At 69.0% G+C, this 23065-nt stretch carries 23 protein-coding genes and 1 pseudogene; 14 read left to right on the forward strand and 10 right to left on the reverse strand.

All coding sequences use genetic code 11. From position 1 onward, the window contains the following. Positions 1-365: 365 nt before the first annotated feature. Both MMF94_RS31735 and MMF94_RS31740 read left to right on the forward strand, forming a co-directional pair. On the forward strand, positions 366-518 hold the full coding sequence (locus MMF94_RS31735; protein WP_241041102.1) for a hypothetical protein: 153 nt from the start codon (positions 366-368) through the stop codon (positions 516-518). 37 nt (positions 519-555) lie between these two features. After that, positions 556-906 carry a DUF3040 domain-containing protein gene (locus MMF94_RS31740; RefSeq protein WP_277398864.1) on the forward strand — a complete coding sequence of 117 codons (351 nt, stop codon included), beginning with the start codon at positions 556-558 and terminating at the stop codon, positions 904-906. 19 nt (positions 907-925) lie between these two features. Here the strand turns inward: MMF94_RS31740 and MMF94_RS31745 are convergent, their stop codons facing one another. Next, on the reverse strand, positions 926-1294 hold the full coding sequence (locus MMF94_RS31745) for a DUF488 domain-containing protein (protein WP_241041104.1): 369 nt from the start codon (positions 1292-1294) through the stop codon (positions 926-928). Between the two features lie 152 nt (positions 1295-1446). Here MMF94_RS31745 and MMF94_RS31750 point away from each other — a divergent pair, with 152 nt between their 5' ends. The 3 genes from MMF94_RS31750 to MMF94_RS31760 are packed head-to-tail and all read left to right on the forward strand — an operon-like array spanning position 1447 to position 5135. Beyond that, entirely contained in the window at positions 1447-2187 is a 741-nt protein-coding gene (locus MMF94_RS31750; RefSeq protein WP_241041155.1) for a FadR/GntR family transcriptional regulator, read from the forward strand. A gap of 18 nt (positions 2188-2205) precedes the next feature. After that, on the forward strand, positions 2206-3606 hold the full coding sequence (locus MMF94_RS31755) for an amidohydrolase family protein (protein WP_241041105.1): 1401 nt from the start codon (positions 2206-2208) through the stop codon (positions 3604-3606). Between the two features lie 41 nt (positions 3607-3647). Continuing rightward, complete coding sequence (locus MMF94_RS31760; protein WP_241041106.1) at positions 3648-5135, forward strand: MFS transporter; 1488 nt, start codon at positions 3648-3650, stop codon at positions 5133-5135. Positions 5136-5210: 75 nt separating this feature from the next. Here the strand turns inward: MMF94_RS31760 and MMF94_RS31765 are convergent, their stop codons facing one another. The 3 genes from MMF94_RS31765 to MMF94_RS31775 all read right to left on the reverse strand — a co-directional run bounded on the left by MMF94_RS31765 (position 5211) and on the right by MMF94_RS31775 (position 8499). Then, entirely contained in the window at positions 5211-5423 is a 213-nt protein-coding gene (locus tag MMF94_RS31765) for a DUF4332 domain-containing protein (RefSeq protein ID WP_241041107.1), read from the reverse strand. Positions 5424-5717: 294 nt separating this feature from the next. Beyond that, the gene (locus MMF94_RS31770) at positions 5718-6461 is read right to left on the reverse strand and encodes a tetratricopeptide repeat protein (RefSeq protein WP_338104385.1); all 744 of its coding nucleotides are present in this window, start codon (positions 6459-6461) and stop codon (positions 5718-5720) included. Further along, positions 6349-8499: an AfsR/SARP family transcriptional regulator gene (locus tag MMF94_RS31775; protein WP_241041109.1), complete on the reverse strand. Its 2151-nt coding sequence runs from the start codon at positions 8497-8499 to the stop codon at positions 6349-6351. The genes MMF94_RS31770 and MMF94_RS31775 overlap by 113 nt, the downstream gene beginning before the upstream one ends. A 512-nt stretch (positions 8500-9011) precedes the next feature. On the opposite strand from MMF94_RS31775, the gene MMF94_RS31780 reads away from it, so the two are divergent. Further along, on the forward strand, positions 9012-10244 hold the full coding sequence (locus tag MMF94_RS31780; protein WP_241041110.1) for an acyl-CoA dehydrogenase family protein: 1233 nt from the start codon (positions 9012-9014) through the stop codon (positions 10242-10244). A 98-nt stretch (positions 10245-10342) separates the two neighbouring features. Further along, positions 10343-11578, forward strand: coding sequence for a cytochrome P450 (locus tag MMF94_RS31785; protein ID WP_241041111.1), 1236 nt, complete (start codon positions 10343-10345; stop codon positions 11576-11578). Positions 11579-11618: 40 nt separating this feature from the next. Here the strand turns inward: MMF94_RS31785 and MMF94_RS31790 are convergent, their stop codons facing one another. Then, positions 11619-12128 (reverse strand): helix-turn-helix transcriptional regulator, encoded by a 510-nt coding sequence (locus MMF94_RS31790; protein WP_241041112.1) that lies wholly within the window; start codon positions 12126-12128, stop codon positions 11619-11621. A 360-nt stretch (positions 12129-12488) separates the two neighbouring features. Between MMF94_RS31790 and MMF94_RS43850 the strand changes: the two are divergent. Further along, positions 12489-12611 (forward strand): annotated as a pseudogene (locus MMF94_RS43850) (hypothetical protein); the annotation flags it as partial. A 48-nt stretch (positions 12612-12659) separates the two neighbouring features. On the opposite strand, the gene MMF94_RS31795 reads toward MMF94_RS43850, so the two are convergent. Beyond that, positions 12660-13859: an MFS transporter gene (locus MMF94_RS31795; protein WP_241041113.1), complete on the reverse strand. Its 1200-nt coding sequence runs from the start codon at positions 13857-13859 to the stop codon at positions 12660-12662. Positions 13860-14307: 448 nt separating this feature from the next. On the opposite strand from MMF94_RS31795, the gene MMF94_RS31800 reads away from it, so the two are divergent. Genes MMF94_RS31800 through MMF94_RS31825 form a run of 6 tightly spaced genes read left to right on the forward strand, consistent with a single transcriptional unit; the run spans position 14308 to position 20507 of the window. Next, positions 14308-15594 carry an L-fuconate dehydratase gene (locus MMF94_RS31800; RefSeq protein ID WP_241041114.1) on the forward strand — a complete coding sequence of 429 codons (1287 nt, stop codon included), beginning with the start codon at positions 14308-14310 and terminating at the stop codon, positions 15592-15594. Next, the gene (locus MMF94_RS31805; protein WP_241041115.1) at positions 15587-16528 is read left to right on the forward strand and encodes an amidohydrolase family protein; all 942 of its coding nucleotides are present in this window, start codon (positions 15587-15589) and stop codon (positions 16526-16528) included. The genes MMF94_RS31800 and MMF94_RS31805 overlap by 8 nt, the downstream gene beginning before the upstream one ends. Beyond that, a complete protein-coding gene (locus MMF94_RS31810; protein WP_241041116.1) occupies positions 16522-16926 on the forward strand; it encodes an RbsD/FucU family protein in 405 nt (134 codons plus the stop codon). The genes MMF94_RS31805 and MMF94_RS31810 overlap by 7 nt, the downstream gene beginning before the upstream one ends. After that, a complete protein-coding gene (locus MMF94_RS31815; protein WP_241041117.1) occupies positions 16923-18473 on the forward strand; it encodes a sugar ABC transporter ATP-binding protein in 1551 nt (516 codons plus the stop codon). Before MMF94_RS31810 ends, MMF94_RS31815 begins: the two co-directional genes overlap by 4 nt. Then, complete coding sequence (locus MMF94_RS31820; protein WP_241041118.1) at positions 18470-19480, forward strand: ABC transporter permease; 1011 nt, start codon at positions 18470-18472, stop codon at positions 19478-19480. Before MMF94_RS31815 ends, MMF94_RS31820 begins: the two co-directional genes overlap by 4 nt. Before the next feature lie 43 nt (positions 19481-19523). After that, positions 19524-20507, forward strand: coding sequence for an ABC transporter substrate-binding protein (locus tag MMF94_RS31825; RefSeq protein ID WP_241041119.1), 984 nt, complete (start codon positions 19524-19526; stop codon positions 20505-20507). Between the two features lie 90 nt (positions 20508-20597). Here the strand turns inward: MMF94_RS31825 and MMF94_RS31830 are convergent, their stop codons facing one another. The 4 genes from MMF94_RS31830 to MMF94_RS31845 all read right to left on the reverse strand — a co-directional run bounded on the left by MMF94_RS31830 (position 20598) and on the right by MMF94_RS31845 (position 23005). Next, a complete protein-coding gene (locus MMF94_RS31830; protein WP_241041120.1) occupies positions 20598-21185 on the reverse strand; it encodes a hypothetical protein in 588 nt (195 codons plus the stop codon). Positions 21186-21535: 350 nt separating this feature from the next. After that, entirely contained in the window at positions 21536-21745 is a 210-nt protein-coding gene (locus MMF94_RS31835) for a hypothetical protein (RefSeq protein WP_241041121.1), read from the reverse strand. 73 nt (positions 21746-21818) lie between these two features. Continuing rightward, positions 21819-22175: a response regulator transcription factor gene (locus MMF94_RS31840; protein WP_241041122.1), complete on the reverse strand. Its 357-nt coding sequence runs from the start codon at positions 22173-22175 to the stop codon at positions 21819-21821. Beyond that, entirely contained in the window at positions 22172-23005 is an 834-nt protein-coding gene (locus MMF94_RS31845) for a LuxR C-terminal-related transcriptional regulator (protein WP_241041123.1), read from the reverse strand. The genes MMF94_RS31840 and MMF94_RS31845 overlap by 4 nt, the downstream gene beginning before the upstream one ends. Positions 23006-23065: the final 60 nt, after the last annotated feature.

Below are 23065 nucleotides of genomic sequence, written 5' to 3' on the forward strand. Positions count from 1 at the left end.
ACGGAGGGCGCAGTCGAGAAGCACGTACACGGCACCCTCACCAAGCCGACATTGTCGCAGATCAGGGCATGGATGGCGCCTGTCGGACAGAGCCGATTCCGGCAGCGGTGAGCCGACGTTCCGCCGTTCGGCGGACCATCGCGGGGCCATGCCGATGTCGGGGTCGAACCATGTGCAGGCGCGTCGTGCACTGAGCCTGGATGTACCTACCAGCAGGAGCCCGAGCACTCCGGTCAGCAGCAGATCGTGACGGCTGCTGGCGGTGATGTACCTGGCGCACCTCGCGCCGACACTGGTTCGACAGGGATCAGAACGTCCTTCTGCGCTACAACGATCGACTTTGCCGGAACGAAAGGGTGGCAGCTATGGCGGTCGTGGCCCACTGGTTCTGCGGGCTCTGTGAGGTCGAAGGCCGCGATGCCGTCAAGGAGCCCAGCTGCTGGAACTGCGGGGGCGCTGTCACCGTGACGGCCCGGCCTTCGCTCGAGTGGACGGACTCCGCGCTGCCCGACGAATGACCAACAGGTCTTCCGACCGATCGGAGTAGGCACACTCATGGCGCTCGATCACAATGAATTCATCCGCTTGAGCAAGATCGCGGACTCTCTCCGGAGAAGCGACCCCGAGCTGGCCCGCAAGCTCGCTGCTCCCGTGCGCCGTCGCTCGGTCTGGAATGTGCTGTGCTACCTGGCGTTGTCCGTGTTCGCCCTGGTGGCACTGACAACCGCAGCGATCGGCGGGACCACCGCGCCGAGCACCGTCGCGAAGTACACGTCACACGGAGGCGAGCGGACGGCGGCGGAATCGCAGGCACGGGTCCGCTCCGACGTCGACTGGAAACCCACGGTGCGCCACGGGCCGCCGATGCGTAGCCCGGTCGATTACGGCGGCGCCGAAGCACCGTGACGCGACACCGTCTGCATGCTCAGCCCCGTTGGCGTGCCAGCCGCTCGAGCAGGTAGTCCCGCAGGGCGATGGCGTTGTTGTGCTCCCGGTCCCGGGAGCTGTAGAGCAGGGTGATCTCGCCGGTCGCCGCGGCATCGACCAGTGGCTGCCATGCCTGCGGACGAGTGTCGAGCTCGGCGAAGTAGCGGCGGCGGAACTCCTCCCAGCGCTGCGGATCGTGGCCGAACCACATGCGGAGTTCGTGACTGGGGGCGGCGTCCTTCGCCCAGCTGTCCAGCTCCACCTCCTCGTGGCGTATCCCGCGCGGCCACAGCCGCTCCACGAGGTAACACCGGCCTTCGCCGTGAGGCTCGTGGTCATAGACCCGGGACAAGGTGATGGCGTCCATGTGTGACCTCCAATCCGACAAGTGTCGGAGCCGGAGGGGCACCTTGCCCGACGAGGCCGACGGCACCGCCCGGGCGATGAGGCCGTCCGGCAGCCGCCACCGCCAGGCGCTGGCGCACGCGCGGGAGACAGGTTTAACCTCTCGCGGTGCAGATGTCCGACCAATCCGACCAGCAGCGGGCGCCCCGCCTCTACCTCTCCGTGGCGCAGGATCTGCTGACGGCGATGGCCGCGGGTGAGTACATCCTCGGCGTCCGAATGCCCGGCGACCGCGAGCTTGCGGCGCGGCTCGGCGTTTCGCGCACCACGGTGCGCGAGGCGATCCTCGCCCTCGAGCTCATCGGTGCCGTGGAGGTACGCCACGGCGACGGCACCTACGTGCGCGGGCCACATGCCGGGGTCGCTGCGATCGAGGGATCCGCGCTGGACGTCGCGCCCCGCGAGCTGATCGAGTCCCGCCGAGCGCTGGAACCCGTCGTCGCTTCCTTCGCCGCCACGCGGATCGACACCGACCGGCTCCGTGGCCTCACCCGCGATCTGGACGAGGGCGCCGAGATCGTCGCGGAGCCCAGCCGCATCCCCCGCTTCATGGAGCTGGGCCTGCGGTTCCACTCCGACCTCGCGCTCGGCTGCGGCAACTCACTGCTCGCGGGCATCGTCGGTCAGCTCGTCGACGCCGAGACGCATCCGCTCTGGTTGCTGGTCAACCAGCACGCGGTGAGCTCGTTGCAGGCCCGCGAGGGTCAGCTGCGGCAGCACCGCGAGGTGCTCGGCGCCATCGCGAGCGGCGATGCCGCCCGGGCCGCGCAGGCGATGACGGCCCATCTCGCCTCGGTCGACGCCGTGATCTTCAACCCCGCCGCCAGCGACGCCGCCACCCGCGGCGACGCCTGACCCCTGGAGCCTCCACCGATGTCCCTCCCACAGCCCGCGGACCTCGTCGTCCACGGCGGCACCGTCGTCAACGCCGGCGGCAGCGGCCCCGCCACCGTCGTCGTGACGGGCGGCCGGATCGTCGCGGTGCAGGACCCGACGCTGCCGCTCCCGCCGCACGAGCGGGCGATCGACGCCACGGGCAAGCTCGTCATCCCCGGCGGGGTCGACCCGCACTGTCACATCGGGCAGCGGCTCGGCGCGTACACGCAGCTCGACGACTACGCAGGCGCGAGTATCGCGGCGCTGTGGGGCGGCACCACCACGGTCGTCGACTTCGCGATACCGGAGCCCGGCCAGAGCCCGCTCGACGCCGTGCAGGAACGCCGGGACCTCGCCACCGTCTCCCGGTGCGACACCGCGCTGCACGGGTGCGTGATCTCCTGGGACGACACCACGGCGAAGCAGATCGCGGCCATGGCCGACGGTGGCGTCCGGACGATCAAGATGTTCACGACGTACAAGGACGTCGTCATGGCGGGACCGGACACCGTGCTCGAAGTGCTGCGCACGCTGCACGCTCAGGGCGGCATCGCCTACGTGCACGCCGAAGCCGACCACGTGATCGAGGACGCGCAGGGGCTCGCCGCCGCGGCCCACCGTGCTGACGCCGGGCATCACGCGCTCACCCGTCCCGAGCTGGCCGAGGCTGCAGCTGTGGCCCAGGTGCTCGCCACCGCCGAGCACGTGGGGGCACCCGTGTACTTCGTGCACCAGACCACCGCTGAGGCGGTCGATCTGGTCCGTGCCGCGCGTCGCCGCGGCGTGCGCGCCTACACCGAGACCTGCCCGCACTACCTCGCCCTCGACGAGAGCACCTACGCAGGCGAGCACCCGGAGCGCTTCGTGTGCTGTCCGCCGCTGCGCGCGGCCGAGTCGGTGGCCGCGTTGCGCGCCCGCGCCGTCGTCGGGGATGTCGACACGCTGGGTTCCGACCACTGCTGCTACTCCACGCCGCAGAAGTCGGAGCACCGCGACGACGTCCGTGTCATGCCCAACGGCCTGCCCGGGGTGGAGACGCGGCTGCCGGTGGCTTTCACCCGGCTCGTGGCCGAGGACGGGATGCCCGTCGAGCGCTTCGTGGCGATGTTCGCCACCAATCCCGCGCGCCTCAACGGCCTGACGAGCAAGGGCATGGTCGGAGTGGGAGCCGACGCCGACATCGTCGTGCTCGACCCGGTGGCGCGGCGCACCGCGGCCGCTGCCGACCTGCACATGCAGAGCGACTACACCCCTTACGAGGGCCACCAGCTGACCGGCTGGGCGGAGACGGTGATCAGCGGCGGCCGCGTCGTGCTCGACGCCGACGGCTTCCATGACCCCGGGCCTATCGGCACGGCGCTGCAGGCCGCCCCGATCCCGGGCCACCTCCTCACGTGAGCCCCACCCCGACCGAAGGACCCACCGAACGGAGCGCAGCCATGCCCACATCGGCTTCCTCGCCGGGCACAGGTCCCACGAGCGCCGCGACGGAGCAGCTCAGGGACCGGGCGCAGCGCCAGCTCGGCGCGGCGCTGGACCGCATCCCGTTCCGCCGGGCGCACGTGCTGATCCTGGTGCTCGTGGCGTTCGGCGCGCTGTTCGACGCGATCGAGCAGTACAACGTCGGGCTCGCCGCCCCGCTCATCGCCGCGCAGTGGGAGCTGTCGAACACCGAGGTCGGGCTCCTGACGACGCTGACGTTCGCGGGCATGGCGATCGGCTCGCTGATCGCGGGCATCACCGGCGACCGGTACGGCCGCCGCGTCACCTACATGTACAACCTCGTCCTCTACACGGTGGGCGCGCTGCTTGCCGCGTTCGCGCCGGACATCGGCTGGCTGCTCGTCGCGCGCTTCATCGTCGGAATCGGGCTGGGCGGTGAGCTGAACACAGGTCTCACGCTGGTGGCCGAGCTGATGCCAACGAAGTACCGGGGGGCCGCCGTCGCCACCGTGAACATCGCAGCCGGCGGACTGGGGATCTTCGTCTCCTCGGCGCTGGCCGCGTTCGTGCTCGGCCCGCTCGAGACCACTCTCGGTGGCCCGGAGGTGGCGTGGCGCTGGCTGCTCGGGTTGCTGGCACTGCCCGCGCTGCTCGTGTTCGTCTATCGGTGGTTCCTGCCGGAGTCACCGCGATACCTGCTGGTGGAGGGGCAGGTGGCGGCGGCCAACGAGGTGCTCTCCCGGCTCGCCGCCAACCGCCTCCGCCCGCTGCGGAATACGCAGCCCACCGCGTACGTCGACGCCGCCGAGGGCGAACGGCTGCCGCGGCAGCGGGTCCGGCTCGCGGAGATCTTCTCCGGCGCGCTCGCCAGGAACACCCTCGTGATCTGGGTGGTCTCGGCAATGACGTTCGGCGCGCAGGTGACGATCACCGTGTTCATGCCGACCGTCCTCGTGGCCCGCGGAATCGACGTGTCGACCTCGCTGGCCTACACCACGATCATCAACATCGGCGGATTGATCGGAGCCGTGCTTGCGAGCGTGTTCGGCTACCGGCTCAAGCGGCGGATGGTGCTCGGGTACGGGGCGGTGGTGGCCGTCGTCGTCGCGATCGCCTTCGGTACGTCGGCGAGCCTCGCGATGATCCTGGTGCTCGGCGGGCTGCTGCAGCTCATGTTCATTCTGCTCAACACCACCGCCTGGGTGTGGGCACCGGAGCTGTACCCGACGACGGTGCGGGCGTTCGGCACCGGTGCATCGGTGACGGTTGCGCTCGTCTCCGCATCGCTCGTTCCGCTGCTGGCCGGGGTGATATTCGACGCCGCCGGTGCGGTCGGCATCTTCGTCATGGTCGGCGTGATGTATGTGATCATGGCGACGGCCGTGCGGTTCGGGGCGGAGACCCAGGGCGTGGCCCTCGAAGACATCGGTGAGGAGGCGCGGCGTAACCGCGGCGGATCCTCGGCTGATGCGGAGTCGCGATGAGAATCAAGGGCCAGCCCCGCGCGGGTCTGACGGAAGGAGAGGTGTCGGTCGCCTCCGGAGAGAGCCGACCGTCGACTAGCTGTGTGCCTTGGCGGCGTCGATCCAGCCCTGACAGGTCTGCTCGGAAATGCCGATCACCTTGCCGTGTCGGGTCTCGATCATTTCCTTCAGGTGGGAGGCCTTTCGGTGCTGCAGTTCTTTGATCGAGTCGACGCCGATGTCCTTGAGCATCGCAGCGTGTTTCGGCCCGATACCCTTGATGTCGGCCAGGTCGTTCACAACAGCCATGACGGGTTTCCTCCGGTCTTTGTCGTGTGCGGAGACAGCATTATGCGCGCCTCCCTGGCGGCTCGCCACTGGTCCGGAGCGGCCGGAATGGCGATCAACTCATGCCACGTTGAATCGGTTCTGTTCATGTACCGTGATCCGCCCCAGCCCGATCATTTTCTGGTCGCGTCTTGATCGAGCACGGTCGTATTCCGGTATGAATTCATTCGTACCATGGGTGGTGCAGCGGGCACGACGGAATCACCCGATAGCGATCTGAATGGTCCTGTGCCGCGTCCTGCATGGAGCGGCTGGTCAGGGCACTCCGATCGGCGGCAGGCCGAGATCCTGCCGGATCGAGACCACCCGCCGCAGCGCATCGTCGGCCTCGACCCGCTGGCTCAACGCCAGGTGGCTGCCTCTGAGCCGGATCAGCGTCTCGACCTCGTTGTCGTGGGCCCGGAACCCACGGTAGATCTCCGCCGCACGCCGGTAGCTGTCCAGCGCTTCGTCGAACCGTTCGAGCTGGTGGTAGGCCATCCCGAGGCTCTCCCACGCGTTCGCCTGGCCGAAGCGCTCGCCCGATGATCGAAGCAGTTCGAGCGCATCCCGGCACAGTCCGACGGCGTTGTCGAACTTGCCGAGGAGCACGAGGTACCAGCCCATGGCGTTCGTCGTGGCGGCCTCGCCGGGGGCGCAGGTGATCGAGCGGAACAGGTGGCGTGCGCGGGCGGCGTGCGCCAGCGCGGTTTCGGGTTCGTCCTGCAGATCCGACAGCCAGGCGTACTGGCGCAACGTGTAGGCCGTGGCGCACACGTCGCCGAGCTCCTCGAACAGCGAGAGTGCCCGGTCCAGCCGGGCCTGAGCTGTGTCGTAGCGGCCGAGTCGGGTGTCGGCTCTGGCCAGGCCGCGGAGTGCGTAGGCCAGACCCGTCGTGTCGGAGATTTCAGCTGCTGAGCGTGCTGCGAGTCGGTGGGCGGCGGCCAGTTCGTGCCAGTGACCTTGCCGGTCGTGGCAGTTGCGCAGGGCCCATGCGAAGCGCCATGTGTGGGCGTGCAGGCCGTGCGCGGCCATTCGCTCCAGCAGCGGCAGTGTCGTGGTGCGTTCGGTGTCGAACCAGCGGATGGCCCCTTCCACGTCGGCCAGGGCCTCGGGTGTGACGTGGCGTTCCGGGTCGAGGGGCGGGGGTTCGTCCTGGTGGGCGGAGACGAGCCGGGCGCAGCGGTCGGCCGTCTGTAGATAGTGGGTGGCCAACCGGGAACGCCTCGTCGCGCTCCGCGCGGGGCTCGGTCTCGGCGATCCGCTCATCGGCGTAGGCCCGGAGCAGGTCGTGGCGGGAGAACCGTCCCGGCGAGGTCTGTGTGACGAGCTGCGCGTCGGCGAGTTCGCGCAGCAAGGTGCCGGCCACGTGGACGGGCACTGCGGCGGCGCTGGCGGCAGCGCTTGCGGTGGTCTCCGAACCAGGATGCGGCGCGAGCAGGCGGAACAGCCGTGCGGCGCCCGGGGAGAGCAACGCGTAGGAGGACGCCAGCACTGCGCGGATGTCGGGGGTGTAGTCCCGCCCGGCGAACGCGTCGAGGGTGTGGTGGGTACCGAAGAGCTGCGTTACGGCGTCGGCGAGGGAAAACGTCGAGGGCCGTGCGGTGATCCGGGCGGAGACGATCGACAGCGCCAACGGGAGGCGGGCGCAGTGGTCGATCAGGGCGTTGATGGCGTCGGGTTCGGCGTCGACGCGTTCGGTGCCGAGTCTGCGGGCGAGGAGTTCTCGGGCTGTGTGGTGGTCGAGGAGGTCGAGGGTGATGGTGCGGGCGCCGGTGGATGCGACCAGTCCGTCGAGGGTGGCGCGGCTGGCGATGAGGACGAGGGAGCGGGACCGGCCGGGCAACAGGGGCAGCACTTGGGCGGAGTCGCGGGCGTTGTCGAGCACGATCAGGCACCGTCGGTCGAGCAGCAGGCTGCGGTAGAGGGCGGACTGGGCGTCCGCGGTCGGGGGGATCCGTTGCGGGTGGACCCCCAAGGCGTGCAGGAAACCCAGGATCGTTTCCTGAGGGCCGACCTGGACGCCTGCGCCTTCGAATCCGCGAAGGTTCACATACAGCTGGCCGTCGGGGAACCGATCGGTGACCTCGTGTGCCCAGTGCAGCGCGAACGCTGTCTTGCCGACCCCGGCCATCCCTCCGACCACGATCACCGTGGTTCGTCCCGGTGCGGCCCCGTGGGTGGGCAGCGTCGCCCGGGCCGCGGCGAGCGCCGTCTCACGTCCGACGAAAACGGGCAGGTCCGCGGGTAGTTGCGCCGGGTGCGCGGCCGGCGCGAGCACCTGATCCGGAGCACACAGGTCGGGGTCGGAGCGCAGCATGCGTTGGTGCAGCCGGCGTAGCCGTGGGCCGGGGTCGGCGCCCAGTTCCTCGCGCAGCACCCGCCGCGCGTTCTCGAAGGCCAGGAACGCCTCCGCCTGCCGGTCGCAACGGTAAAGCGCGAGGATGAGCAACTCGTGCAACGGCTCACGCAGCGGCTCACAGACCACAGCTGCCTGGAGTTGATCGACGATCCGTGCCTGCTCTCCGTGCTCGAGTTCGAGGCGACACATGCTCTCCAGCGCGGCCCACCGCAGCCGGTGCAGGCGCGCGCGCTCGACCTGCACGAAGGCTCCCGGGAGCCCGGCCAGCGGGGTGCCCTGGTGCAGCGACAGGGCCGTCCGCAGATGCTCGACCGCGTCTCGTCCCCGGCCCCTTCCCACTGCGAGGTCGGCCAGGGTGACCTGCTCGCAGAACCGGCCCACGTCCACAGCGAGCCGATCCACCTCGATGCGGTAGCCACCGCCATCGGCAGCGATGACGCGGTCGCGCTCATCGGTGGCGAGGAGTCGGCGTATGCGGTGGAAATAGGTGCGAATCGTCGCGCTCGGCTGTGCCGGCAGGGTTTCTCCCCAGAGCGCGTCGGCGATCTCGTCCATCGTCATCGGCGTGCCGTTCCGCAGCAACAACAACGCCAATGTGGCGCGTTGTTGAGGAGTGCCCAACGGAAGCTCGGCACCGCCCCGCCAGGCCCGCACCGGCCCGATCAGGGCGAACCCGAGCTCATGCTCCACAGGCATGTTCTCCTCTGCGTCCGTCACGATGGTGACTGGCCATCACTTTTGCTCTCTATGTCGTGCGTTGACGACAAGGAAAGGCCGTCGGTGTCGCCGACTCGAAATTGTAAGGGCGGCCCGAGCGTGGTCGTGCAACGTGCCTAGCTGCCGGGAGTGCGCTGCCTGCACCGTCAACAAATCGTCTCGCCCGCGTCTACACCGAACGTGCCAGTGTGGTGATGTGCAACCGCGCCGCGCGGCCATTGACCACCACTTCCACCGGGCTTTCGTCGGGTCGGTCCACGAAGGGAGGTTTATCCTCCATCTGGCACAGCCTTCTGGACATCGGGTCCTTCCGTCGCAGGAGTGACCTGGCCGAGGGTGTCACGTTGTTCGCTGCTGGGATCGATCCAACCGATGCCGGATACGACTTCACCCCGCTGAAGGAGATGCTTGCCTCGCGAGGCGGCCGGGGATGACGAATTTCCGCGGCCTGAGCATGGCGACCGAGAGGCCGACCTTCGAAGGAGCACCTGATGACGGCACAGGACGCGAGCACGCGCAGCATCGATCCGCCGGAGCCGGACCTCGGTCCGGGCGAGATGATCGCCAGGGCGGCGGCGCTGCGTGGCAAGCTCCGGGAGCGTCAGGACGAGTGCGAGGCGCTCGGACGTCTGCCCGACGCGACGTTGCGGGACTACATCGACGCCGGCCTCTACCGGATCATGCAGCCGCGGCGGTTCGGCGGCTACGAGTTCGATCTCGACACCTTCCTGCGCGTCACGGTCGAGCTGTCGCGTGGCTGCCCCTCGAGCGGCTGGGTCTTCGGGCTCATGGCGACGCACAACGTCATCGCCGGTCTCTTCGAGGAGCAGGCCCAGGTCGAGCTGTTCGAGGACGGTGACTTCCGCTGCCCGCTTTCCGCGATCCCCGCGCCCGCACTGAGGGTCGATGGTGGTTACCGGATCACCGGCTGGTGGGACTACGCGTCCGGCTGCGACGTGTCGACGCACTTCATCGGTGCCACCGCTGTGATCGCCGAGTCCGGCGGTGAGCCCGTCGACACGCGCTTCGTCGCGATGCGCCGCGACCAGTTCCGGATCGTCGACAACTGGGACACGCTGGGCATGCGCGGCACGGGCTCGCGGCGGGTCGTGGTCGAGGATCTCTTCGTCCCCGAGCACCACACCGTGCCGTCGCCGAACCCCGCGCGCACCGTCGTGGAGTTCCCGGGGCGCGGCCTGCACCCGAGCGCGACGTTCTACGGGTCGATCGGGTCCCTGCTCATCTCCGAACCGACTGCGGTGTGCGTCGGCATCGCGCAGGCGGCCGTCGACGAGTACATCGAGAACCTCACGACGAAGCACCAGTGGGGTCCGATGTCGCCGCGGCGCTCCGACCTGCCCGTCTTCCACGGGTTGCTCGGCGAGGCCACGGCGTACGTCGACACCGCGGAGGCGACGCTCCACCAGGTCGCGCAGATCTGGACGGGGCGGGCGCGGCGCGCGATGGAGACCGGCGAGCCCGTGAGCGACGAGGATGACCGTCGCCTCATCCTCATCGAGCAGCAGATCGTCCAGCTCGCGTCGAGGGCGGTCGAGACGATCTTCCGCACGAGCGGGTCGAGCGCCGCGAACAAGGGCAGGCGGATCGAGCGCTACTTCCGTGACCTGAACATGGTGCGCACGCACGTCACGCTCCAGTTCGAGCGCACGTGGGAGAACGTCGGCCGAATGCGGCTCGGGCTCGAGCCGGAGATGCCGTTCTAGCAGCGGGCGCCCGGCCTGCCACTTTCCTGACGTCCTCGCGACGATCGGCGAGTGGTCCGTGCATTAAGTTAGCATCGCTAATTATTTTTGGAGTCCTGATGACACCGACCTCGATCACCACCGGCCGCGACGGACAGGCGGCTGCCGAACCCGCCTACCCGATGGTCCGCACCTGCCCGTTCGACCCGCCTGCCGAGTTGGCACAGTTGCGAGCCGAGAATCCGGTCGGCCGGGTCCGGCTGTGGGACGGCAGCTCACCCTGGCTGATCACCCGCTACGAGGACGTCCGGCGCATCCTCTCCGACCCCCGCGTGAGCTCCGAAACCGACCGGCCGGGATATCCCATCCAGTCGGAGGCGATGCGCATCGGGCGCGTGTTCACCCGCAGCTTCATCGGTATGGACGACCCGAAGCACGCCCGGTATCGCAAGATGATCACCAGCGACTTCACGGCGCGGAGCACCGAGGCGCTGCGCCCGGTCGTCGAGAAGCTCGTGAACGACCTGCTCGACGAGATGGAACACGGTCCGCGGCCGGTCGACCTCGTGAAGGCATTCGCGCTCCCGCTGCCGTCGATGGTCATCTGCCACATGCTCGGCGTGCCCTATCCGGACCACGCGTTCTTCCAGTCCTGCTCCCGTGCACTTCTCGACACCACAGCCGGCCCGGAAGCGGCCACGCGCGCCAACGAGGAGTTATGGGACTACCTGACGGACCTGCTGGCAGCGAAGGAGGCCGAACCGACCGACGACATCCTCGGCCGGCTCGCGCAGCGCTATATCCGGACCGGCCTGCTCAGCCGTGACGACGCCGTGTGCATGGCGACGCTGCTGCTCGTCGCAGGCCACGAGACCACGGCGAACATGATCGCCTTGGGCACGCTCACGTTGTTGGAGCACCCCGAGCAGGCCGCCGAGGTGCGCGAAGGTGGCACCGCCGTGGTGAAGAGCGCCGTGGAGGAGTTGTTGCGGCTGTGGACGGTGTTGCACACCGGGCGGCGCCGGGTTGCCCTCGAGGACATCGAGATCGGTGGGGTGACGATCCGCGCGGGCGAGGGGATCATCGCGGCGAGCGAGTCGGCCAATCGGGATTCCGCGGTGTTCGCGTCTCCGGATGAGCTCGATATTCACCGCGGTTCGAACCACCACGTGGCGTTCGGGTTCGGTGTGCACCAGTGCCTCGGGCAGCCGCTGGCCCGGCTGGAACTGCAGATGGCCTATCCGGCGCTGCTGCGCCGGTTCCCCGGTCTGCATCTCGCGGTACCGCTGGAGGAGATTCGCTTTCGCGACAAGATGGTGGTCTACGGGGTGCAGGAGCTCCCGGTGAGCTGGTGACGGCATGAGTGGCGTGAAGATCTGCCCGGAGCTGTTCGGCTCAGCATGCCTTGCCGTCAGCCGGCGGCCTGCGCGCCGACGGTGAGCCATCCTCGGTGTGAGGGTGTTCGGGAGGCGGTGCCAGTGCATCACGGAGAGCCGCCCGGGAAACGATTCCCAATTTGGGGTAGATCTGATAAGGGTGCGCGCCGACGGTGCGGTGGGAGAGGAAGAGACGCTCTCCGATCTGTTTGTTCGTCAGACCCGAACTGGCCAGCTCGGCGATCTCACGCTCTTTCGGCGTGAGGGCGGGAGGCTCCGACAGGGCCCGTCGCGGCTTGCTGATCCCGGTGGCCCGCAGTTCGCTGTAAGCCCGGTCGGACCAGGGTCGCGCGCCGAGCTGGTCGAAGATGTCGGCGGCAGCCGCGAGCTGAAGGCGCGCATCCGCCGTTGCCCGAATACGACGGAGCCGCTCGCCGTACGCGAGCCGGACCCGGGCGAAATCGAAGGGCCACCGGGGGATTGTGCGGGAGGGCGAGCGCGCCGTCGAAACTGCTCCGGAACTCGTCATCGCCCGCGACCATCGCCGTGGCGCCGCCGGTCAGCAACGCCATCCGCGACGACAGCCCGGGGAGGTCGGTGTCGCGCATCGCCTTGGCGTGCGCCCCGGCCTCGGCTGGTCGGTCCGTCTTGAGGGCCGCTTCGACGAGATCGAAGCTCGTCCACATCGCCTGCGGAATGTGCGACGCGATCACACCTGGCTCGTTGTAGACGCTCGCCTCGCGATAGGCGCGGTGGACGACTGGGACGAACCCGTCGACTCCGCGCAACCCCTCGCCCCGCCGCAGCGTCAGTACGGCAGTGCGCGCCGACCCCGTGCTGCTCGACGAGGTGACGACCGCCCTGGCCGACGCCGACCAGCCGCGTGGCGATGCACGATCATCTGCCGTTAGACCAGCCCGGGAGCTTTTACACGTCCGCCAGCGGCGGCCCGGGGCACGGGCTGCCGGCCGCGGTTGCGCCCGCCCTCGCTCGACCGGAGCGACCGGTGATCGCACCTTCCGGCGACGGATCCAGCATGTATGCGATCCACAGCCTGCGGTCAGCTGTGGAGGGTGCTGGGTTGCGCGGTCCCGAGGCGGCCGCCGAACGCGATGCCCTTGGCCTCCTTGCCGATCAGCGTGAACACGGCCACCGCGATGAGCACCGGGACGATCGTGATGACCAGTGCGTAGGGGTAGCCGTGGGTGGCGGCGAGGCTCTGCTGGATGGGGAGGTTGAACGCGGCCAGGCAGTTGCCGAGTTGGTAGGTGACGCCGGGGTAGAACCCGCGGATAGTGTCGGGGGACATCTCGGTCAGGTGCGCCGGGATCACGCCCCACGCGCCCTGGACGATCACCTGCATGAGGAACGAGCCCAAGGCCAGTAGTCCTGCGGTGTGGGAGAGGGCGAACAGCGGCACGATCGGCAGTCCGATCACGGCGCAGAAGGCGATCGTGTAGCGGCGCCCGCACCGCTCGGAGAGGCTGCCGAACACGAGCCCACCGATCGCCGCGCCGATGTTGTAGAGCACGACGATCCAGGTGGCTGTGGCCGCCCGCAGGCCCGCTCCGCCGTCGTGGGTGGCTTGCAGAAACGTCGGATAGATGTCCTGGGTGCCGTGGCTCATCCAGTTGAACGCGGTCATCAGCAGGATCAGGTAACCGAACCGGCGCACGACGGCCGGGTTGAGCAGCACGTCGCGGATCGAGGAGTTGGTGGCCCGCATCCGCCGGCGGGTGTCGCTCCATACCTCGGACTCCCGTACCCGGGCCCGGATCAGGAGGCTGATCAGCGCCGGGAGGATGCTCAGCGCGAACAGCCAGCGCCAGGACAACCCGAGCGTGGTGATCACCACCAGGGATGCGACCGACGCCAGCAGGTACCCCAGCGAGTAGCCCTGCTGGAGGAGTCCGGAGAAGAAGCCGCGACGGCGTGCCGGGATCTTCTCCATGGCCAGTGCGGCGCCCAGGCCCCACTCACCGCCCATGCCGATGCCGTAGAGCAGTCGCAGGACCAGCAGCACGGTGAAGTTCGGCGCGAACGCGCTGAGGAACCCGACCGCCGAGTAGAAACAGACGTCGACGAGCAGCGGGATCCGCCGGCCGCTGCGGTCGGCCCACAGCCCGAAGAAGATCGCCCCGACCGGGCGCATGAGCAGGGTGGCGGTCGTGATGAACGCCATCTGCGTCAGCGAGATACCGAAATCCTTGGCGATATCGGCATAAACGATTACGACGATGAAGTAATCGAACGCGTCCATCGTCCATCCGAGCAGTGCTGCGATGAAGGAACTGCGCTGGTCCGATGTGAGCGGAATGTGGGGAGAAGCGTTCAATGTCGATTCCCGTCTGTCATCGTCACCACGCTGACACGTCGATGTAGACGCCAACGAGACGATCTGTAGATATAACAGGAATTACCTGCGGCGCCCACGCGGGCTGCATCACCGAGTTCGAAGTCCCTCGAGATACCTCCGACCGCTCGCTTAGCCACGACGGCCGGGGCCGCCAGGTTCTGGAGACGGGTGGGTGGCGCGGGCGCTACCCGAGGCTCACCTGGTCAGGCGCCGGGCAGGGTTGGAGGATGGCTGTGCGCGGACCTCGGCTCCGGCGTCTCTGCGCATGCTGCCAGATTGAGACCTTGCGTCTGTTGACGCTGCAGACATCGGATCTCTACCGTGGGCGCGCACTCGGAAGAAAGGGCTTCGCGTGAGCCGTATCACCGCTCTGAAGACCGCGGACGTGCGGTTCCCGACCTCGCTCATGTTGGACGGGTCGGACGCGATGAACCCCGACCCGGACTACTCCGCCGCCTACGTGGAGATCCATACCGACGCCGCCGACGGCCTCGTCGGGCACGGGTTCGTCTTCACCATCGGCCGGGGCAATGACGTGCAGGTCGCCGCGATCGAGGCGCTGGCGAGCCACCTCGTCGGCCGCGACGTCGACGCGCTGCTCTCCGACATGGGCGGTACCTGGCAGGAGCTGGTGCACGACTCGCAGCTGCGCTGGCTGGGCCCGGAGAAGGGCGTCATGCACATGGCGATCGGCGCGGTCGTCAACGCCCTGTGGGACCTGCTCGCGAAGCGCGAGGGCAAGCCGTTGTGGCAGGTGCTCGCGGCGATGACCCCGGAGCAGCTGGTCGATCTGGTCGACTTCCGCTACCTCACCGACGCGCTCACCCCGGATGAGGCGCTGCAGATACTGCGCGCCGCCGAGCCGGGGCGCGCCGATCGCGAGGCGCGACTGCTTCGCGACGGCTACCCCGCCTACACCACGACGCCGGGCTGGCTCGGCTACGACGACGAGAAGCTCGCCCGGCTGTGCCACGAGGCCGTCGAGGAGGGGTTCTCGCAGATCAAGTTGAAGGTGGGCGGCGACCTCGCCGACGACGTACGGCGCCTCGGCATCGCCCGCGCCGCCGTGGGGCCGGACATCCGGATCGCGGTGGACGCCAACCAGCGCTGGGACGTCGACGCCGCTGTCGCGTGGATCAAGGAGCTGGCCAGCTTCGACCTCGCCTGGGTCGAGGAGCCCACGAGCCCGGACGACGTGCTGGGACACGCGGCGATCGCCAGCGGCATCGCACCGATTCCGGTCGCCACCGGTGAGCACATGGCGAACCGCGTGATGTTCAAGCAGTTCCTCCAGATCGATGCGCTACAGGTGCTGCAGCTCGACGCCACCCGCGTGGCAGGCATCAACGAGAACGTGGCGATCCTGCTGCTCGCGGCCAAGTTCGGGGTACCGGTGTGCCCGCACGCCGGCGGGGTGGGCCTCTGCGAGGCGGTGCAGCACCTCGCGATGTTCGACTTCGTCGCCGTGTCCGGAAGCCTCGACGACCGGATGATCGAGTTCGTCGATCACCTGCACGAGCACTTCGTCACCCCGGTCGACGTGCGGGACGGCCGGTACCACGCGCCGACGGCCCCAGGGGCGGGCACCGAGATGCGCAGTGGCTCACTCGCGGCGCACTCCGTCGAGACCCGTGGCTGACGTGGGCGCCGGCGTCGAGTCGACGGCGGCTGAAACATCCGATGAGTTCGACCGACCGATCAAAGTGGTCGACGCGCACCTGCACCTGTGGGATCTGCAGCGCAGCGCCTACGACTGGATCACGCCCGAGCTGGGCCCGCTGCACACGACCGTCACCGCCGAGCGGGCGCAGGCCGAACTGCGCGGAGCCGGAGTCGACCGGGCCGTCCTCGTGCAGGCGGAGGACTCGGAGGCAGACACCGAGTTCATGCTGGAGGTTGCCGCCGCGCACAGTTGGGTGGCGGGTGTGGTCGGGTGGCTGAGGCTCGACGATCCCGCTGCAGCCGAGAGGCAGCTCGACCGCTGGATGGCCGACCCCGCGTTCGTCGGCGTCCGCCATCTCGTGCACGACGACCCGCGCGACGACTTCCTCGCACTCCCCAGCGTGCGCGCCTCGCTGAGTCTCCTTGCCGACCGCGGCCTGCCGTTCGACGTGCCCGACGCCTGGCCGCGGCACCTCGCCGCCACCGCCGAGCTCGCCGCGGCGCTGCCCGCGCTGACGGTCGTGCTCGACCACCTGGGCAAGCCTCCGCACGGGCGGCCCGAGTTCGCCGAGTGGCGTTCGGTGCTCGCGGAGGTCGCCGCTCGTCCGAACACCGTCGCGAAGGTCTCCGGGCTGCAGGTCCGCGGTATGCCGTTCACGGCCGACGTACTGCGCCCGGCCTGGGACGCGGCGCTCGAGCTGTTCGGGCCGCACCGGCTGATCTGGGGGAGCGACTGGCCGATGACGCTCCTCACCGCCGGGTACGCGGGCACCTGGGAGATCCTGTCCGCGCTGGTCGGCGAGCTGACCCCGGACGAGCAGCAGGCGGTCCTCGCGGGGACGGCGTGCCGCGTCTACCGTCTCGGGTCCGTGTTGACCAAGCAGCTGACCACACCGGAGGCACCGTGCTGACCGGAATCCACCCGCTCCTGACGGGGCCGCTGCTCGCCCACCTCGACGCCATGGGCCACTCCGACGCCGTCGTGCTGGCCGACGCGCACTTCCCGGCGGAGCGGCTCGCCAGCAGGTTGCTGCTGTTCCCGGGGATCGCGACGCCGGATCTGCTCGCGGCCGTGCGCACGGTCGTCCCGCTCGACGACGCTCCCGCCGTCGACCTGATGGCGACGCCCGACGGCTCGCGGCTCCCCGTGCAGGACGAGCTGGCCGAGGCCGCGGGCACGGGCGAGATCCGCTTCCTCGGCCGGCAGGAGTTCTATGACGTCGGCGCGACGGCGTTCCTGGTGGTGCGCACCGGGGAGACGCGCGTCTACGGGAACGTGATCCTGCGCAAGGGGGTGGTGCCGTCGTGAGCGAGCCGTTGCTGCTGGAGGCGCGGGGAGTCGGCAAGAGCTTCCCGGGCGTTCGAGCGCTGCAGGACATGCACATCGACCTGCGTCGCGGCGAGGTGCTCGCGCTCGTCGGGGAGAACGGCGCCGGCAAGTCGACGCTGATGAAACTGCTGTCGGGCATCTACACTCCAGACGAGGGCGAGTTCTTCCTCGACGGCCGCCCGCTTCAGGTCTCGGGCCCGAAGCACGCTCTGGAGCAGGGCATCAGCATCATTCACCAGGAATTCAACCTGATGCCCGACCTCACGGTCGCGCAGAACATCTTCATCGGCCGCGAGCCCCGCAGCGCGGGGTTCTTCCTCGGCGAGCGCACGCTGAACGCGCGGGCCAAGGAGCTCATCGACCGGCTGCACCTTCCGCTCGATCCGCGTCAGGTCGTGGGAAGCCTCACCGTGGCCAGGCAGCAGATGGTGGAGATCGCCAAGGCGCTGTCGTACGAGGCCAAGGTCCTGATCATGGACGAGCCCACGGCGGCGCTCAACGACGCCGAGGTGCAGGTTCTGCACGACCTGATCCGCCGGTTCCGGGGGCCCGAGACCGGCGTCATCTACATCTCGCACCGGATGGACGAGCTCAAGGCCATCTCCGATCGCATCACCGTCATCCGCGACGGCCGCTACGTCGACACACTCGACACCGCGACCACGTCGATGCCCGAGGTGATCGCGCGAATGGTCGGGCGCGAGATCACGAGCGATGCCGAGCCGGAAGGCGTGCGCACCGACCGCGAGACGGTTCTTTCGGTGCGAGGGCTTTCGACGAAAGCGCTGCTGAAGGACGTGTCGTTCGAGCTGCAGGAAGGCGAGATCCTCGGTTTCGCCGGCCTCATGGGCGCCGGACGCACCGAAGTGGCCCGCGCACTCGTCGGGGCCGATCCCGTCGAGTCAGGCACGATCACGCTTCGCGGAGAGCCCATCCGCATCACGAATCCGGCGGAGGCGGCCAAGCACCGCATCGGCTACCTGTCCGAGGACCGCAAGCACCTCGGCCTGTTGCTGGACCAGGACGTCAACGCCAATGTCGTACTGAGCTCGATCCGCGACCTGTTCCAGTCCTTCGGGTTCGTGCGTTCCAAGGCGATGCGAGCGAAGACGAACGAGCTCGTGGCAAGCCTGCGGATCAAGACGCCGTCGATCGACCAGACCGTGAAGAACCTCTCCGGTGGCAACCAGCAGAAGGTGGTCATCGCCAAGTGGCTCGTCAAGGACTGCGACGTCCTGATCTTCGACGAGCCGACGCGCGGCATCGACGTCGGCGCCAAGGAGGAGATCTACCGCCTCCTCAACGAGCTTGCGGCCCAGGGCAAGTCGATCATCATGATCTCGTCGGAGCTCCCGGAGGTGCTGCGCATGTCGCACCGCATCGTCGTGATGAGCGAGGGACGGATCACCGGACGGCTCAGCGCCGAGGAAGCCACACAGGAGAGCGTCATGCACTTCGCGACGCTGCGCCCCGACTCGTCGGACGGCCCAGCAGAGGACTCCGCGACGAAGGCAGGAGCGAGATGACATCCCCGACCGTCACCAAGCAGGAACGGCCCGAGGCCGCGCCCGCCGTCGTGCGGCGAACCCTGCGCGAGCGGCTGCAGCAGTTCCTGGCCTTCGCGAGCCTCATCGTCATCTTCGCGTTCTTCTCGATCGTCAGCCCGAACTTCTTCAACTACGGCAACGTCACGAACATCCTGTTCTCCACCGTCGTGATCGGTCTGCTGGCGCTCGGTACCACGTTCGTCATCATCACCGGGGGCATCGACCTCTCGATCGGCACCGGGATGGCCCTGTGCGCGGTGATCTCGGGCGTGCTCATCGTCGACGCGGGGCTGCCGCTTCCGCTCGGGGTGCTCGGCGCCATCCTGTTCGGGGGCCTGATCGGGCTGATCAACGGGCTCAACGTGTCGGTGCTCGGGCTGCCGCCGTTCATCGCGACGCTCGCGATGATGCTCGTGGCGCAGGGTCTCGCCCTCGTGCTGTCCGACAGCACCCCGATCTACTTCGACCAGACGCCCGGCTACATCGACCTCTCGACCGGCAGCCTCATCCCCGGCGCGAACTTCCCGAACGCCGTGCTCATCCTCGCCGTGGTCGCGGTGCTGGCCGGCGTGCTGCTCAACAAGACGGTGCTCGGCCGCTACACCTACTCGATCGGCAGCAACGAGGAGGCCACGGCGCTGTCGGGCATCGACGTGCGCCGGTGGAAGATCATCATCTACACCCTCGCCGGGCTCTTCACCGGCCTCGCGGGCGTGATGATCTCCGCGCGTCTCGGCTCGGCGCAACCCGCCACCGGCATGGGCTACGAGCTGCAGGCGATCGCGGCCGTGGTCATCGGCGGTACGTCGCTCGCCGGAGGCAAGGGCTCCATCGTCGGCACGGTCATCGGCGCGCTGATCATCTCCGTGCTCAACAACGGCCTGCAGATCATGTCCATCCCGCAGGAATGGCAGAACGTGATCCTCGGCTGCGTGATCCTCCTCGCCGTGTACGCCGACATGGCGCGCAAGCGGGCGTCACTCTGACTCACCGGAACCACCGTAGTTCGACCAAGGGAGTTCGATCGACATGCCCATGAAGCGGATCGCGGCGGTCCTCGCGGCCGCTGCCGTGACCCTCACGGCCGCTGCGTGCGGCGGTGGCTCATCCACCGACGCAGCCGGCGGTGGCGGTGGCGGCGGCGAGCAGCCCTACATCGCCATCGTGTCCAAGGGCTTCCAGCACCAGTTCTGGCAGGCCGTGAAGCAGGGCGCCGAGCAGGAGGCCGCCAAGCAGAACGTGCGGATCACCTTCGAGGGGCCGGCCACCGAGGCCGACATCGAGGCGCAGGTCACGATGTTGACCAACGCGCTGGGCCGCCAGCCCGATGTCCTCGGGTTCGCGGCGCTGGACTCCCGGGCCGCGGCGCCGCTGCTGCAGCAGGCCAAGAGCCAGAGCATCCCCGTGGTGGCGTTCGACTCGGGCGTCGACAGCGACATCCCCGTCACCACCGCGGCCACCGACAACAAGGCCGCGGCCGCCGAGGCGGCCAAGCACATGGCCGAGGCTCTCGGGGGCACCGGCAAGGTCGCCATGGTCGTTCACGACCAGACGAGCCGCTCCGGGATCGACCGGCGCGACGGCTTCGTGGAGTGGATGCAGGCCAACGCGCCCGGCATCGAGGTGCTCCCGCCGCAGTACGGCGGTGGTGACCAGGCCAAGTCGGCCGACATCACCAAGGCCATCCTCGCGGCGAACCCGGACGTCAAGGGCATCTACGGCTCGAACGAGGGGTCGGCGATCGGCGTCGTGCGCGGGGTGCAGGAGAGTGGCCGCACAGGGCTCACCGTGATCGGCTTCGACTCGGGCCAGGCCCAGATCGACGCGATCCGCGGCGGCACGATGCTCGGCGCGATCACCCAGAACCCGGTCGGCATGGGCGAGCAACTCGTCGATGCGGCGGTGAAGGCGATGCGCGGCGAGTCCCTGCCGAAGGTGATCGACACCGGCTTCTTCTGGTACGACAAGAGCAACATCGACAGCACGGACATCAAGGCCGTTCTGTACCAGTAAGGATCAGTGGTCCGGCGGTGGACGACCTGGTAGTTGGTCACCAGGTCGTCCACCGAGGTCGCGCCCTCGCTGCCAGGAGCCGGCCGAGCGTCAGCACCGCGCGGAGTCATCGATCTGAACCGGATATCCGGCGCGCAGCACCGCCACCGTCGACGGTGGCGTGATGACGTCGGCGGATCCATCTTCCGGCCGCGGACGACGCGCGCCGTAGCCTGCGGACGACCACTCGATCAGTTCCTCGCCGATGACCACCATGGGCGAACCGCCGAGCAGAGCGAACGTCCCGTCAGGAAGATCGCCCCACGGCATCTCGTGGGTACGTCGACGATGGGTGCCGCGCACGATCCGCTCACCATGCAGTTGCCGGTTGATCTCCGTCGCCGACGGCATGTCGACACCGAGGCCGATGGCCCACGCACTGCGATAGCAGTTGTAGCTGTCCCGGCGGCATTCTGCGCACGGCCGATGACCTGCCGCGAAGGCAACCGCTTCGTCATGGAAGAACAAGTGCGTGTAATGACGAGGCTGCCATTGCTCGCGCCGGCGTCCACGGAACCGCAGGGCGCAGGTGATCCACAGATCGGTCGCGTGGAATCGAACGATCTCCGTGCCGGCGTGCAGGATGCCGCGGTTTCCGGTCCAGGCGCCCCGAAGGGGAATCGCCACGATACTGCCCATCGGAGTGACGCGATTGCGTGCGGGAGTCGTCGCCCGTCTTCTGCTCGTCGTCACGATCCACTACTCCGAGGGAGGTGGGGGCCGTCTGCGGCCGAATCACTCAGTGCCCTTGCTGCTGGATCCTCGCAAGGCCGGGGTGTCCGGGACAACGCGAAAGCCGTCTGATCACGAACCTGTCAGGCGGGCGTTGCGTGGCTTCGTTCGCGTTGAATCGGGCTCGAGCGTCGACGTCCACCGGCATCTGCACACCCTAGGAGGTCGGTCGCGGCGATCACGCCGTCGCTGGACTGCGCGGGTGGGCAAGCCCTGCGGTGCGCCGGCTGCCACCCCGGGGGTGAGGCCGGCTGTATCTACCCGGAAGCGTTCCCGGCTCGGGTGGCCACAGCCGCGTGGCCGTCGGCCAGCACACGGGACACCGCGGCCAGCGTTTGCTCAGGGGTGGCGCCGGCATCTTCCGCGCGCCGGCAGTAGGCGACGGCGAGAGCGCGCAGGGCGGCGTCGGCGTCCACCGGATCGCGCTCCCGGGGGATGACGACCGTGCCGCGCCTAAAGCGGCTCAAGGTGTCGCGATGGTGGTGAGCCGGGCCGCGATCGCCGAGGCCCTCTCGTGAGAACGATCAACAATGCGACCGTTCAGGGGATGACGCCCGCGCGTCGTGCGCTGTCGACGGCGGCGTGCCGGGAGTGGACGCCGAGCTTCGTCATCGCGCTGCGGAGGTAGCTCTTCACGGTCTCGCCGGTGAGCGCGAGACGTTCGGCGATCTCGCTGTTGCGGCGCCCCACGGCTGCGTGTGCGAGCACGTCGATCTCGCGCGCCGACAGCGTCGTGTCCCCGGCCTCCGCGGGATCGCGCACGGCGGCGACCAGCTGCTCCGCCAGATCCGCGATGCGTGCCCGTAGCGCCGGGTCGGGAACCGCACCGGTGGCCGTGCGGAGCAGCGCGAACAGGTGTCGCGCCTCTTCCAGTTCGGCCCCGGCGGTCGCGGTCACGGCATGAGGCCGTTCGCGCGCGCGGCACTCACCGCGGCATGTCGGGAATGCACACCGAACTTGCGCATCGTCGAGCGCAACTGGGCCTTCACCGACGTGATCGACATCGTCAGCAGGTCGGCGATCTCCTCGTTCCGGCAGCCTGTCGAGGCGAGACCGAGGACGTCGAGCTCGCGCGCCGACAGGGACGGCCCCGGCACGCGACGACCATGGAGCCGGGAGGCCTCCTGGAGGCGGCGGCACGCGGTCGCGATCTCTGTGCTCAGGCCGGGATCCTCGATCCGGGTGGCGAGCTCGGACACCTCGGCGACCAGCGAGCGGAGATCGTCTCGGGAGTTCGACGGCTCCGCGGCCGGCCCCCCGATGTCGGGCGTCGCGAGCTCGTCGTCGCGGCGTGTCAGCTCGCGCGCCAGCGCCGACGCCGCGTCGCTGAGCTGTCCGATGGTGCGATCACCCAGCGGGCCGCGCCGGCGCAGAGCCCCGTAGAGGACCGCGCGCACCCCTCGCCCGGTCGAGACCGGGATGGCGACGAGTGACACGAGTCCCTCGGCGCTCACCTGCCGGTCGTAGTCGTGGCTGATGGTGTCGGCGGCGCTGTAGTCGTGAACCGACACCGGCCTGCCGAGTTGCACGGCTCGCCCGCCCAGCCCGGAGTCGCGAGCCACGAGCAGGCCGTCGAGGGCCCCGGTTCTCATGCCGGACGCCTCGTTGAGGACGACGCCGGCGGAGTCGACCGGCCCGGCGAAGACCACGGGCAGGCCTGTCAGCCTCCGGCAGCCGATGACGGTGCGCCTCAGTGCGGACTGGTGGGCGCCTGTGAACTGTGGCATTGCAGCTCCACTTCGTCGTGGCTGCACGTGCTCGTAGCTGCACAGTATGAACTCACTGAC

Origin of the sequence: Pseudonocardia alaniniphila (assembly GCF_022524485.1) — a bacterium.
Lineage (GTDB): Bacteria > Actinomycetota > Actinomycetes > Mycobacteriales > Pseudonocardiaceae > Pseudonocardia > Pseudonocardia alaniniphila.